Below are 13,343 nucleotides of genomic sequence, written 5' to 3' on the forward strand. Positions count from 1 at the left end.
ATCAGGTACCCGATGTCCTACGTCAGCTGGTACTGACGATCCGGCACCTTGGGCGCAGGAACTTCACTATCGCAAAGTTCAAGCAGCGAGCGCTCGATATTGCAAGCTATCGCATCCAGAGCCAACGCGTTGGGTGCTTTGCTGAACGGCTCCGAGACCTCGTCGGCAATCGCTTCCAGCGCAATCAGCGTGTATGCGACGAATACGGAAACAATCGGCGTGAACAACTCTGTCGAATCAACCAGCCCGAACGGAAGCATGATGCAATAGGCGTACACGGTACGATGCAGCAGTACGCCGTATGCGAACGGAATCGGTGTCGAGGCAATGCGCTCGCAACCGCCCACGGTGCCCTCCAGCTCATTGAGTTGTGTGTCGAACACCCAGAGGCCGGAATCCGAGACGATACCGGTGGCCACGAACCGGCCCAACTCGGACCGTATGTCATTGAGAAGCGCAACCGGCCGATACTGTTTCCTGCACAACCGCTCTGCCTCCTCGCGGCCCAGCAGCCGCGCGAAATCCGGCGTCGGATCCGTTTTGCGAAGTTCATGCTTCAATGCATAGACAAAGGCGATGAGCTTGCGAATCAGCCGGATTCGGTCAATGCCTTCGTTGTCCGGTATGTAGCTCAGGACTTGCGATGCCAGTGACCGGGACGCGATCAGGACATGCCCCCAGATCAGCCGCGCTTCCTTGAAGCGCTCATAGCTTGCGTTGTTGCGGAAGGCCAGGAAGATGGTAAGTGCCACGCCAAACAGTGTAAACGGCGCTGTGTTCAGCGGTATCTTCTCTCCCAATATGCGTCCCTGGGTCAGGACAGCAAAGCCACTGACAAAGGCCAGGAAGACAAGTTGTGGAATGATCGCTTGCAGCACCGAACCATTCCACACAAATAACATGCTGAACCAGTTCCTCTTTGGCCGCACTATCATGATTCTTCTCTAGCGAACGAAGCAGCGTTCGAGCTCTTCCAGAAGCCGGAATCCCATCCCCGCGTTCAGGAGCCCGCAGCGCCGGATGGTGCCTGACTGTCAGCAGTCGCACGGCTCGCCTTCTTTGTCGTGGCGCTCTTCGCGGCGGTCTTCGCAGGACTGGCTTCGCCCTTATCGGGCTGAGCCGTGGCAGCCTTGCTGATCGTTACCTCGGCTCTTTCCTTGTCATACCCGATTTCAACGCTGTCACCGGCCGCCAGCTTGGCTCCCAGGATCTCCCTGGCCAGCCTTGTCTCCACCGACTGCCGGATCTGGCGCTTCAGCTCGCGGGCACCGAACTCCGGCTGGTAGCCAACCTCGACCAGGTGGTCAAGGAGGGCGTCGCTCAGCTTCACTGTAATGTCCTGCGCCGCCGCGGTGCGGACCACGCGATCGAGCTGGATCTGCACCACTGCGCGGATGTTGTCCCGCGACAGCGCATGGAACACGATGATGTCGTCGATCCGGTTCAGGAACTCTGGCCGGAAATGGCCTTTCAGCACCTTCATCAACGCCTCCCGCAATTGCTTCTCGGGCATGCGCTTGCCATCGGGCTTCTCCAGGTCTTCCATGATGATCGACGCACCAAGATTGCTGGTCGCAATGATGACGGTGTTGCTGAAATCCACGACCCGGCCCTTGCCGTCAGTCAGCCTGCCATCGTCGAACACCTGCAACAGGACATTGTTCACGTCCGGGTGGGCCTTCTCGATCTCATCGAGCAGGATCACGCTGTAAGGGCGCCTGCGCACGCGCTCGGTCAGTTGCCCACCTTCGTCGTAGCCCACATAGCCAGGCGGCGCTCCGATCAGCCGTGCTACCGCGTGGCGCTCCATGTATTCCGACATGTCGATGCGTATGATCGCCTGTTCGTCGCCAAATACGGTCTCGGCGAGCGCCTTGGCAAGTTCGGTCTTGCCGACGCCGGTCGGTCCGAGGAAAAGGAAGGTCGCGATCGGGCGGTTTTCTTGCCCGAGTCCGGCACGGGACAAGCGCACCGCATCGCTGACTGCAACCACCGCATCGTCCTGCCCCACCACGCGCTCGCGAAGCTTTTCCTCCATTTGCAGCAGCTTCTGACGTTCTTCCTGTGTAAGATCGGAGACCGGAATGCCTGTCAGGCGCGACACTACCTCGGCAATGGCTCCGACCGTGACCTCCAGCGTTTCCGAGCCTGTCTTGCGCTGCCAGGCTTCGGTCTTCTCGTCGAGTTGCTTCTGCTTGTCATTGATGCGCTCCTCGAAGCCCTTGGCTTCGTCAAAACGCTTGCGCGACGAGGCATAGTCCTGCTCGCGCTTGAGCTGGGAGATTTCTGCCTCCAGCTCCTGGATGTCGGCGGGGCGCGAGGTGGAACCGATGCGCACGCGCGCCGCCGCCTGGTCGATCAGGTCGATGGCCTTGTCCGGCAGATAGCGAGACGTGATGTAGCGGTCCGACATTTCCGCAGCCGCAACAAAGGCATCGTCCGCGAAGGTGACCTGGTGATGCGCTTCCAGCTTGTCACGCAATCCCCGCAGGATGACGATGGTCTGCTCGACCGTCGGCTCCGGTACCAGCACCGGCTGGAAGCGCCGCTCCAGGGCCGCGTCTTTCTCGATGTATTTCTGGTACTCGTTCAGTGTGGTCGCGCCGATCAGGCTCAGTTCGCCCCGCGCCAGCGCGGGCTTGAGCACGTTGGCGATGTCGAGCCCGCCTTCCCCGCCACCTTGTCCCGCCCCGACGATGGTGTGCAGTTCATCGATGAACAGGATCAGCTCATCGTTCTTGGCGGTAACCTCGTCGATCAGCTGCTTGGCTCTTTCCTCGAACTCGCCCCGATACTTGGCGCCGGCGACCATCGAGTTGATATTGACTTCCACCAGGCGCTTGCCCCGCAGCACCTCGGGCACGTCGCCATTGACGATGCGCTGGGCCAGGCCTTCCACAATGGCCGTCTTGCCAACGCCCGGCTCGCCGATCAACACCGGGTTATTCTTCTTGCGCCGTGCCAGCACTTCGATGGTGTTCTCGATTTCCAGAGAGCGCCCCAGCACCGGATCCAGCTTTCCCTGCCGCGCCATGGCCGTCAGGTCGCGTCCGAACTTGTCGAGCGTCGGCGTGCCGCTCGGTGTATCGACCCGTCCGTCCTCGGCGCCCTTGCCTACGACCTTCACGACCTTCTGTCGCAGTCCTTCCGGCGTTACGCCATACTTCTTGAGCAGCGTCCCCGCGATGCTCTCCGGCACAGCTGCCAGACCAATCAGCAGGTGCTCCGGACCCACGTAGGAATGTCCAAGTTCGCGTGATGCCTGGAAAGCGTGCTGGAACACTTTCTTCAAGCGCGGCGAGATGCTCATTCGTTCGACGGGAGCATCCTCGGCTGCCGTACCGGTCTGGGCGTGCTGGTCGATATAGCCCTTGATGTCCTGCGGAGAAAGCTTCAGCTCCTTCAGCAAGGCCGTGACGACATCGGTATCGGCGAGAACGTAAAGCAAATGCTCGGTGTCGAGCTCATTGCGCCGGAGCTCGTGCGCCTTCTCCGCGGCACGTTGCAGCAGCTCCAGCGTCTGCTCGCTGAACGCGTCGGTGACATCCACGGACTCGCGTGGCACCTCGGCCGCCATCCCGGCTTCGTCGTGGCCCATGTCATCGAAGAAGCGGGATAAGCCACCGCCGCCCAGGAGCGAATCGAACGGATTCAGCATGCTCTGGTGGCGCATCAGCTGCCGATAGTCATAGTCGCAAATCGAAATCGACTTGCGCTCGCCGTTCTGGACGACGGTCACACGGGCCACCGCGGGGCGGGCGTGGCAGATTTCACATAGGGTCGGCATGATGGACTTGTCTCCTTGTCAGGGATCACGGCCCCAAGCAGCTTTCGCCTTCAGCAACGGCTTTCGTGTCACGCAGCTAGCCATGAGACCTGTTGTATCAGTTCGATCGACTGCGCTTTGACCGCCCCTTTTTACCCGCCCCCTCTCCGCTCAACGCACGTCATGGCGATGCCGAGCGCACCACGCGCACAGGGATCGACTTATAGGACGGCGTACCGCTTTCCTTGTCGATATAGTCCAGCGGAACCAGCACGTTTGCTTCCGGATAGTAGGCCGCCACGGAGCCTCGCACGATGTTTTCGTACGCGATCGCGGTGAGCCCTTTCAGCCGGAGTTGCCGGCCTGCCATGATCGTCTCGATATCGACCACGTCCCCATGCTCGAGTCCGCGCGCGTTCATGTCGGCTTCGTTCATGAAGAGCACGTCGCGCCGCCCGAACACGCCGCGATAGCGGTCATCCAGCGCATAGATCGTGGTGTTGTACTGGTCGTGGCTGCGAATCGTCATGAGGCGAAGGACATTCTCGCCGCCCAGGACGTCTGCGTCTTCCTTCACGCCGCCATACACCGAAAAGACCGCTTTGCCCGAAGGGGTCGTCCACTTGCGCTCCGTCGGCGGCAGCGGCAGGCGGAACCCGCCAGGCACTCGGATGCGGTCATTGAAGTTCTCGAAGCCCGGCACCGTCTTTTCGATCAGGTCGCGAATCCGGTCATAGTCGGCAACCAGGTCTGCCCAGGCCACCTTGGTGTTGGGCAGGCTGGCCTGCGCCATGCCCGCGATGATCGCCGGCTCGGAACGCAGATGTTCGGAAGCCGGCGTGAGCTTCCCGGCCGATGCATGGACCATCGACATCGAATCCTCGACCGTCACGGATTGGGGCCCGTTGGCCTGCACATCGAGCTCCGTGCGCCCCAGGCAGGGGAAAAGATAGGTTTCCTTCGCGACCAGCAGATGCGTTCTGTTGAGTTTCGTCCCGAGGTGCACACTCAGGTCAAGCGTCTTCATCGCCGGGAAAGACTGCCCTGAATCGGGCAGGGCCACCGCGAAGTTGCCCCCAAGACAGATCAACGCCTTGCACTTGCCGTCGATCATGGCCTGCGCCGTCCTGACGGCATCGCGCCCATGCGCTCTCGGCGGCGTGAATCCGAACACGTCTTCGATGGCTTTCAGGAAGTCTTGCGACGGCTTTTCCGTAATGCCGACAGTCCGGTTGCCTTGCACGTTCGAATGGCCGCGCAACGGACATATCCCGGCACCGGGCTTGCCGAAGTTTCCCCTCAGGAACAGCAGGTCGGCGATCAGCCGGACATTCGCCGTACCCCGGCTATGCTGGGTGACGCCCATGCCGTACGTGACGATCGTCGCATTCGACTCGGCATAGAGCTTTGCGACCGCCTCCAGCTCGGCACGGGGCAGGCCGCTGGCCTTCTCGATGTCTTCCCACGACGTCGCGTTCAGGTCGGCGGCAAAGGCATCGAAGCCTTCGGTGTACTTGGCGATGAAATCGCGATCCAGGATGTCTCCCTGGGCCGCGTCCATGGCCAGCAGCGCCTTCATGATTCCCTTGAGTGCCGCGGCATCCCCGCCAGCATCCACCTGATAATAGGTCGAGGCAATCCTGGTCGAACCGTACGTCGCCATCTCGAGCCAGTTCTGGGGATCGGCGAATCGTTCCAGGGCGCGCTCGCGCAGCGGATTGAAGACAATGATCGGGACATTGCGGCGCGCCGCTTCATGCAGTGTTCCCATCATGCGAGGATGATTGGTGCCCGGATTATGTCCGATCGAGATGATCAGCTCGCATTGCTCGAAGTCGTCCAGGGAGACCGTACCCTTGCCGATGCCAATTGACTGCGGCAAGCCGACGCTGGTCGGCTCGTGGCACATATTGGAGCAGTCCGGGAAGTTGTTGCTCCCGTATTCCCGCGCAAACAACTGGAACAGGTACGCCGCCTCGTTGGAAGCCCGGCCGGACGTGTAGAAGTCGACCTGCTCGGGCGATAAGCCGCGGAGGATTTCGCCGATCCGCGCGAATGCATCCTCCCACTCCACCGCCCGGAACGTGTCGGTCGCGCGATCGTAGACCATCGGATGGGTCAGGCGGCCCATGTCTTCCAGTTCGAAATCGGACATCTGCAGCAGCGAGGACACCGTGTGACTCGCAAAGAATGCCGGCGGCACCCGCTTGGTGGTGGCCTCCCACGTGACCGCCTTGGCGCCGTTCTCGCAGAACTGGAAGGTAGACCGGTGTTCCTTGTCTGGCCACGCACATCCCGGACAGTCGAAGCCGTCAGGCTGGTTGGTCCGAAGCAGCGTGATGGGGGCTTTCACGCTATCCATCTGCAGGCGAATCGCCTGTGTTGTCGCCCGAAGCGCGCCCCAGCCGCCGGCGGGGCCGTCATACGGACGGATACCGGGGACTTCTCGTCGAATAGCCATGCTTGCTCCCATAAGCAATCAGCACATCCGGAGTCAGCGATAGACTCTTTCCAGCCAGCTTGATTGGCTGAAGCTAAAGATAGCGCGTCCCGGTTCTCATGCGCCAGGCTGTTACAAATAAATGCGCAATGAATTATGAAAGTGAATGAATATTCACCCACATAACTACCGTATATAAAAATCAACCCGGTTCCTAGCAAGTTATGAAGTTGCAAACTACACTGCGACTGCATATAAATGGCCGGCATTGCGCCCGGGTAGAAGCATAGACGCACAAGAATGCTTTCGGCGTTCTCTGTTTTTACGCCTGTTTTTACGCATTAACAGCGTACCGACACCCACCATTGCGCGGTGAAATCAGCATGGACACCTACAGCTCGACGGCGATGGACCTGGCCCGCCTGCAGTTTGCCTTCACGGTGGGCTTCCATATCATCTTTCCCGCCATTACTATCGGCCTGGCCAGCTATCTTGTCGTACTGGAAGGGTTGTGGTTAAAAACCGGCAATGGCGTTTATAAAAATCTCTACCATTTCTGGTCAAAGATTTTCGCCATCAATTTCGGCATGGGCGTTGTATCCGGATTGGTAATGGCATACCAGTTCGGCACCAACTGGAGCCGTTTCTCATACTTTGCCGGCGGGATTACCGGTCCGCTTTTGACTTATGAAGTGCTGACTGCATTCTTCCTTGAAGCAGGGTTCCTTGGCGTCATGCTGTTTGGATGGGAACGTGTCGGCAGGGGTCTGCATTTCTTTGCAACTGCGATGGTCGCGCTCGGAACGCTGTTTTCCACGTTCTGGATTCTGTCTTCCAACAGCTGGATGCATACGCCGCAGGGTCACGAGATCATCGACGGAAGAGCCGTTCCGGTTGACTGGCTTGCAGTCATCTTCAATCCATCGTTCCCGTTCCGGCTCGCGCACATGGCGATCGCCGCATTCCTGGCAACCGCCTTCTTCGTCGGCGCTTCCGGCGCCTGGCAGATCCTCAAGGGACGGGACGCGCCGGCCAGCCGCACCATGCTCTCGATGGCAATGTGGATGGCGCTCATCGTGGCGCCGATCCAGGCCGTGGTTGGCGATGCCCACGGCCTGAACACGCTCGAACATCAGCCGGCGAAGATTGCGGCCATCGAGGGCCACTGGGTGAACATTCCGGGAGCGCCCTCGCCACTGGTCCTGGTCGGCTGGCCGGATATGAAGGCGGAGAAGACCCACTTCGCCGTCGAGATACCAGTCCTTGGCAGCATCATCCTTACACACAGCCTCGATCGGCAGATTCCGGCCTTGAAGTCATTCCCTCCGGAGGACCGCCCGAACTCGACGGTCATATTCTGGACGTTCCGTCTGATGGTAGGCCTTGGCATGCTGATGATCCTCGCCGGGATATGGAGCCTCTGGCTGCGCAGCCGGAAGGCACTCTACACCTCGCGCCTCTTCCTGTGCTTCGTGCTTTGCATGGGGCCGGCAGGCCTGGTTGCGATGCTGGCCGGCTGGGTCACGACCGAGATGGGACGCCAGCCCTGGGTCGTCTACGGACTGCTTCGGACCGCCGATGCCACCTCTCCCCTGGATGCCGCCCAGGTGGGCCTGAGTCTCATCATCTTTGTCGTCATCTACTTTGCCCTGTTCGGCACCGGCATTGCCTTCATGCTGCGGCTTGTGCACAAGGGACCGCAGGCGCACGAGCCGGAAGTCACCATCGACGAGGGCGGTCATCCCCGCAGACCCGCACGTCCGCTATCGGCTGCCGGGGACCGTGTGGTGGCGGCAGACGGGGATCATGTGGCGGCAGAGTTCGATGCCGGCATAAGGGGCTAGGATCATGGGTGTCGACCTTACTCTCATCTGGGCGGTAATCATTGCCTTCGGCGTCATGATGTATGTGGTCATGGACGGCTTCGACCTGGGAATTGGCCTGCTCTTCCCGTTCGTCAAGGACAAGGAAGAGCGAGACGTCATGATGAACACGGTTGCCCCCGTCTGGGATGGCAACGAAACGTGGCTGGTACTCGGCGGCGCCGGGCTCTTCGGGGCATTTCCGCTGGCATACTCGGTGATACTGAGCGCGCTGTATCTTCCCCTGGTTCTTATGCTTGTCGGGCTCATATTCCGCGGCGTTGCTTTTGAATTCCGCTTCAAGGCGACCGACGAGAAGCGCCACCTGTGGGACAAGGCCTTTGTCGGTGGATCGGTCATAGCGACTTTCTGCCAGGGTGTCGTGCTGGGCGCGTTCATCGATGGCCTTCCCGTGGCAAACAATTCCTATGCGGGTGGCGGCCTGGACTGGTTTCGGCCGTTTCCGTTGTTCTGCGGTGCAGCCCTTCTGATTGCATACGCCCAACTTGGGTGTACCTGGCTGGTCATGAAGACGGAAGGTCGCCTGCAGGCCGATATGTACCGCTTCTCATCGTACGTCGCCTGGCTATTGCTCATCGCGATTGCAATTGTGAGCCTGTGGACGCCCTTGGCACATCCGGAGATTTCCGCTCGCTGGTTCAGCATGCCGAACTTGCTGTATTTCCTTCCCGTGCCAGTCCTTGTGATCTTCAGCTTCATTGCCACGTTGCGCGCCCTGGCCCATCGGGCGACCGCAACGCCGTTTCTCATCACGCTGCTGATCATCTTCCTCGGCTACAGCGGCCTTGCCATCAGCGTGTGGCCAAACATCATCCCGCCCTCCGTCTCCCTTTGGCAGGCAGCGTCGCCCGTACAGAGCCAACTCTTCGCCTTGATCGGCACGCTCTTCATCCTGCCATTTGTCCTCGTCTACACGAGTTGGAGCTATTACGTCTTCCGCGGGAAGGTCAAGATCGGCGAAGGCTATCATCACTAACGACTGCTTGCCGGGTTTCAGGGTTTCAGGCCATCAGGACTGCAGGGATAAGACAGCATGCTTGATCGCAACTCAAAAAGAGGGAGCCGCTGGAAGCAAGTCCTCTGGCTGTTCGGACTCTGGGCAACAGGCGTCGCGACCGTCGGGCTGGCGGCGGAGCTGCTCCGCCTTGTGATGCAGGCAGTAGGTTTCAAATCCCATTGAGACCCTCACACGTACCACCGCCAGCAGGCTGTTCCGAGACGCCGAGCGCTATCTCTGCGGCCCAATTCCGTTCATGTGCATGCAGCATGACGCACTGAAGTAGTTGGGCGTTCCGGCAAACACGCGTGTCGGCCTTTTCCGTCACGGGATCGAGGTAGATAATGCTCCTGTCCCCTAACGAGCAAGGAGCGATGACGTGACCGAAAATTCATCCTCTGCCGCCGGCCCCGACCTCGCTCAAGGCGTTCCGCTGGAGAGCATCGTGGAGGGCGGTATCGTGACAGGCCATGTCCGCGGCGATCCGGCCTTGCTCGTCTGCCAGGGCGGCGAACTCTTTGCCGTCGGGGCGACCTGTACGCATTACGGGGCGCCGCTGGCGACCGGCTTGCTGGTCGGCGACACCATCCGTTGCCCCTGGCACCATGCCTGTTTCAGCCTTCGCACCGGGCAGGCCGTCCGGCCCCCGGCGCTCGATAGCCTAAAACGTTGGCGGGTGGAGCGGCGCGATGGCCAGGCCATTGTCGGCGAGGAGGTGCAAGCGGCCCGGCCACCGGCGCTGGCCGCGGCGCAGATGCCCGAATCCGTGGTGATTATCGGAGGCGGCGCCGCAGGAAATGCTGCCGCCCTGACGCTACGGCGAGAGGGCTATGAGGGTCCCGTTACGCTGCTGAGTGCGGATACCTCGCTCCCGTACGATCGCCCGAATTTGTCTAAAGACTATCTGGCGGGCACCGCGCAAGCGGACTGGCTGCCCCTGCGGTCTCCCGGGTACTACGCGGACCACCACATCGACGCGAGATGCGATCAGCGCGTGGTCCGGATCGAGCCTGCCGCGAAGACCGTCACGCTGGCGAACGGCAGCCAGATCGGCTATGGCGCGTTATTGCTTGCCACGGGTGCCGAGCCGGTACGGCTCACCGTTCCAGGCGCGAGCCTGCCGCACGTGTTCGTCCTCCGCTCGCTGGCCGACTGCGAGGCCGTGATTGCGCGTCTCGGCACTGTGCGTCAGTGCGTGGTGGTGGGCGCAAGCTTCATCGGACTCGAAGTCGCGGCTTCATTGCGCACGCGGGGCCTCGAAGTGCATGTGGTCGCACCGGAGGCGCGTCCGATGGAACGCGTCCTCGGCGCCGAGCTGGGCGACATGGTCAAGGCGCTGCATGAATCGCACGGTGTGCGTTTCCATCTTGGCGCCACGGTCACGGAAATTCGTTCGGATCGCGTGACATTGTCGACAGGCACGGAATTGCCCGCCGACCTGGTGGTCACCGGCGTCGGCGTGCGCCCCGATGTCGCGCTGGCACAAGACGCGGGCCTGACCATGGATCGCGGCGCAGTGGTCGATGAGTATCTCCGGACCAGCGCTCCGGCCATCTATGCGGCCGGCGACATTGCTCGCTGGCCGGATCCTGGAACCGGCGAGCGTATCCGCGTCGAGCATTGGGTGGTCGCCGAGCGCCAGGGCGTGGTCGCTGCACAAAACATGCTTGGACAGCAGCAACGTTTCGCAGCGGTTCCGTTCTTCTGGAGCCAGCATTACGACATCGCCATCAACTATGTGGGCCACGCGGAGCGGTGGGACCGCATCGACATCGACGGCGATCCCGGCTCGCACGACTGTATGGTGACCTATTGGCGCGGTAATCAGCGGCTGGCCGTCGCAACGGTCGGACGCGACCTGGCCAGTTTGCGCGCGGAGGTGGCTCTCGAGCAGCAGACGCCGGCGTGAGCCGCCGCTTGCGAAGCGTGCCTTCGTCAGCGATAGCGCTTCGCCAGCGTCTCCAGCGCGATTGGCTTGATGCGCGAAGCCTGCCCGGCACAGCCAAACGCCTCGAAGCGCAGCTTGACGACGCTCCTCGCCCCTTTCTTGGCCGCCAACAGCGCCTTGCGCGGGTCGAATTCGCTCCGGTCCTCGGCGAGTGCCTGACGAATGGCGCCGGTCATGGCCAGGCGGATGTCGGTGTCGATGTTCACCTTGCGCACCCCGGTCTTGATACCCCGCAGGATCTCCTCGACCGGCACGCCGTAGGTCTCCTTGATGTCGCCACCATACTGGCGGATGATGTCCAGCCACTCCTGCGGCACCGAGCTGGAGCCATGCATGACCAGATGGGTGTCTGGAATCTGTTCGTGGATCTCGCGGATGCGGTCCATGGCCAGGATGTCGCCGGTGGGCTTGCGCGAGAACTTGTAGGCACCGTGGCTGGTGCCGATGGCGATGGCGAGCGCGTCCACGCCGGTGCGGGCAACGAAGTCGCGCGCCTGCGCGGGGTCGGTCAGCATCATGTCGTGCGACAGCGTGCCGGCCGCACCGACACCGTCCTCCTCGCCGGCCTGACCGGTTTCGAGCGAGCCCAGGCAGCCCAGCTCGCCCTCGACCGACACGCCCACCGCATGCGCCATCTCGCACACGCGCCGGGTCACGTCGACGTTGTAGTCGTAGTCGGATGGCGTCTTCATGTCTTCGCGCAGCGAGCCGTCCATCATCACGCTGGTGAACCCCGAGCGGATCGATGCCTGGCATACCGCCGGACTGGAGCCGTGATCCTGGTGCAGGACGATGGGAATGTCCGGATGCGTCTCGGCCGCGGCCAGCACCATATGCCGCAGGTACGCTTCGCCGGCGTACTTGCGCGCACCGGCCGAGGCCTGCAGGATGACCGGGCTGTCGGTCTCTTCGGCCGCCTCCATGATGGCGTGGATCTGTTCCAAGTTGTTGACGTTGAAGGCCGGCACCCCGTAGCCGAATTCGCCCGCGTGGTCCAGCAGTTGGCGCAAGGATATGAGTGACATGGTGACGCTCCTTAAGTCGAGGCAGATTCTGTAAAGCGGATGCCGGCCGCGGCGCGCTGCGCCAGCACTTGCAGCGCGGGCAGCGTCTTGCCTTCCAGGAACTCCAGGAAGGCGCCGCCACCGGTCGAGATGTAGCCGACGCGGTCGGCAATGCCGTACTTGGCGATGGCGGCCAGCGTGTCGCCGCCGCCGGCGATCGAGAAGGCCTTCGATTCGGCGATGGCCTCGGCCAGCACCCTGGTGCCGTTGCCGAACTGGTCGAATTCGAACACGCCCACCGGTCCGTTCCACACGATGGTGCCCGCGGCCTTGAGTTGCTCGGCGAGTTGCGCGGCGGTCTTCGGACCAATGTCGAGGATCATGTCGTCATCTGCCACGTCCTTGACGTCCTTGACCGTGGCCGCCGCGGTGGCGCTGAATTCCTTGGCGCAGACCACGTCCACGGGGATAGGCACCGAGGCGCCGCGCGCGGCCATGATGTCGATGATGGCCTTGGCGTCCGCGACCAGGTCGGCCTCGGCCAGCGACTTGCCGATCTTCAGGCCGGCAGCCAGCATGAAGGTGTTGGCGATGCCGCCACCGACGATCAGGTTGTCCACCTTGTCCGCCAGCGACTTCAGGATGGTCAGCTTGGTCGAGACCTTGGAGCCGGCCACGATGGCCACCAGCGGACGCGCCGGCTGGCCCAGTGCCTTGCCCAGCGCGTCGATCTCGGCGGCCAGCAGCGGGCCGGCGCAGGCGATCGGGGCGTACTTGGCGATGCCGTGCGTGGTGGCTTCGGCGCGGTGGGCGGTGCCGAAGGCATCGTTGACATAGACGTCGCACAGCCCGGCCATCTTTTGTGCCAGCTCGTCGCTGTTCTTCTTCTCGCCAAGGTTCATGCGGCAGTTTTCGAGCAGCACCACCTGCCCCGGCGGCACCTGGAAGCCGCCCTCCATCCACCCGGAAAGCAGCGGCACGTGGCGGCCCAGAAGTTCCGACAGGCGGCGGCCCACCGGCGCCAGGCTGTAGCGCGGGTCCGGCGCCCCTTCCTCAGGCCGGCCCAGATGCGAGGTCACCATGACCGCCGCGCCGGCCTGCAGGCAGGCCTCGATGGCCGGCACCGACGCGCGGATGCGGGTATCGTCGGTAATCCGCCCGCCAGCGTCCTGCGGGACATTGAGGTCGGCGCGGATGAAGACGCGCTTGCCAGCCACCCCGCCGGCGTCCAGCAGTGCGGCCAGCGTCCGCGGCGTGGCGGCTTGCGGATCCTGGAACGCAGCATTGGAATCATGCATCATGGCC

9 protein-coding genes are annotated in these 13,343 nt (G+C 62.2%); 4 read left to right on the plus strand and 5 right to left on the minus strand.

The window, feature by feature from the left end:
- Nucleotides 1-17: 17 nt before the first annotated feature.
- The 3 genes from CupriaWKF_RS19775 to CupriaWKF_RS19785 form a co-directional block, all read right to left on the minus strand.
- Nucleotides 18-935: a bestrophin family ion channel gene (locus CupriaWKF_RS19775; RefSeq protein ID WP_276102464.1), complete on the minus strand. Its 918-nt coding sequence runs from the start codon at nucleotides 933-935 to the stop codon at nucleotides 18-20.
- Between the two features lie 65 nt (nucleotides 936-1,000).
- Nucleotides 1,001-3,787, minus strand: coding sequence for an AAA family ATPase (locus CupriaWKF_RS19780; RefSeq protein ID WP_276102465.1), 2,787 nt, complete (start codon nucleotides 3,785-3,787; stop codon nucleotides 1,001-1,003).
- Nucleotides 3,788-3,947: 160 nt separating this feature from the next.
- Nucleotides 3,948-6,227, minus strand: coding sequence for an FdhF/YdeP family oxidoreductase (locus CupriaWKF_RS19785; protein WP_276102466.1), 2,280 nt, complete (start codon nucleotides 6,225-6,227; stop codon nucleotides 3,948-3,950).
- 362 nt (nucleotides 6,228-6,589) lie between these two features.
- Between CupriaWKF_RS19785 and CupriaWKF_RS19790 the strand changes: the two genes are divergently transcribed.
- From CupriaWKF_RS19790 to CupriaWKF_RS19805, 4 genes are all read left to right on the plus strand, one after another.
- Nucleotides 6,590-8,050, plus strand: coding sequence for a cytochrome ubiquinol oxidase subunit I (locus CupriaWKF_RS19790; RefSeq protein WP_276102467.1), 1,461 nt, complete (start codon nucleotides 6,590-6,592; stop codon nucleotides 8,048-8,050).
- A gap of 4 nt (nucleotides 8,051-8,054) precedes the next feature.
- Nucleotides 8,055-9,065, plus strand: a complete 1,011-nt coding sequence (gene cydB / locus CupriaWKF_RS19795) for a cytochrome d ubiquinol oxidase subunit II (protein WP_276102468.1) — start codon at nucleotides 8,055-8,057, stop codon at nucleotides 9,063-9,065.
- A gap of 57 nt (nucleotides 9,066-9,122) precedes the next feature.
- On the plus strand, nucleotides 9,123-9,269 hold the full coding sequence (locus CupriaWKF_RS19800; RefSeq protein WP_276102469.1) for a DUF2474 domain-containing protein: 147 nt from the start codon (nucleotides 9,123-9,125) through the stop codon (nucleotides 9,267-9,269).
- A 196-nt stretch (nucleotides 9,270-9,465) separates the two neighbouring features.
- Nucleotides 9,466-10,995: an FAD-dependent oxidoreductase gene (locus tag CupriaWKF_RS19805; RefSeq protein WP_276102470.1), complete on the plus strand. Its 1,530-nt coding sequence runs from the start codon at nucleotides 9,466-9,468 to the stop codon at nucleotides 10,993-10,995.
- 26 nt (nucleotides 10,996-11,021) lie between these two features.
- Here CupriaWKF_RS19805 and fba read toward each other — a convergent pair whose 3' ends face one another.
- Both fba and CupriaWKF_RS19815 read right to left on the minus strand, forming a co-directional pair.
- The gene (gene fba, locus CupriaWKF_RS19810) at nucleotides 11,022-12,059 is read right to left on the minus strand and encodes a class II fructose-bisphosphate aldolase (RefSeq protein ID WP_276102471.1); all 1,038 of its coding nucleotides are present in this window, start codon (nucleotides 12,057-12,059) and stop codon (nucleotides 11,022-11,024) included.
- An 11-nt stretch (nucleotides 12,060-12,070) separates the two neighbouring features.
- The gene (locus tag CupriaWKF_RS19815) at nucleotides 12,071-13,339 is read right to left on the minus strand and encodes a phosphoglycerate kinase (RefSeq protein ID WP_276102472.1); all 1,269 of its coding nucleotides are present in this window, start codon (nucleotides 13,337-13,339) and stop codon (nucleotides 12,071-12,073) included.
- Between the last annotated feature and the right edge of the window lie 4 nt (nucleotides 13,340-13,343).

This window comes from Cupriavidus sp. WKF15 (assembly GCF_029278605.1).
Taxonomy (GTDB): Bacteria; Pseudomonadota; Gammaproteobacteria; order Burkholderiales; family Burkholderiaceae; genus Cupriavidus.

What these genes read in the sequence shown, in the direction of transcription:
- CupriaWKF_RS19775 (WP_276102464.1), bottom strand. Translation starts at nt 935, where the DNA reads ATGATAGTGCGGCCAAAGAGGAACTGGTTCAGCATGTTATTTGTGTGG.
- CupriaWKF_RS19780 (WP_276102465.1), bottom strand. Translation starts at nt 3,787, where the DNA reads ATGCCGACCCTATGTGAAATCTGCCACGCCCGCCCCGCGGTGGCCCGT.
- CupriaWKF_RS19785 (WP_276102466.1), bottom strand. Translation starts at nt 6,227, where the DNA reads ATGGCTATTCGACGAGAAGTCCCCGGTATCCGTCCGTATGACGGCCCC.
- CupriaWKF_RS19790 (WP_276102467.1), top strand. Translation starts at nt 6,590, where the DNA reads ATGGACACCTACAGCTCGACGGCGATGGACCTGGCCCGCCTGCAGTTT.
- cydB (WP_276102468.1), top strand. Translation starts at nt 8,055, where the DNA reads ATGGGTGTCGACCTTACTCTCATCTGGGCGGTAATCATTGCCTTCGGC.
- CupriaWKF_RS19800 (WP_276102469.1), top strand. Translation starts at nt 9,123, where the DNA reads ATGCTTGATCGCAACTCAAAAAGAGGGAGCCGCTGGAAGCAAGTCCTC.
- fba (WP_276102471.1), bottom strand. Translation starts at nt 12,059, where the DNA reads ATGTCACTCATATCCTTGCGCCAACTGCTGGACCACGCGGGCGAATTC.
- CupriaWKF_RS19815 (WP_276102472.1), bottom strand. Translation starts at nt 13,339, where the DNA reads ATGATGCATGATTCCAATGCTGCGTTCCAGGATCCGCAAGCCGCCACG.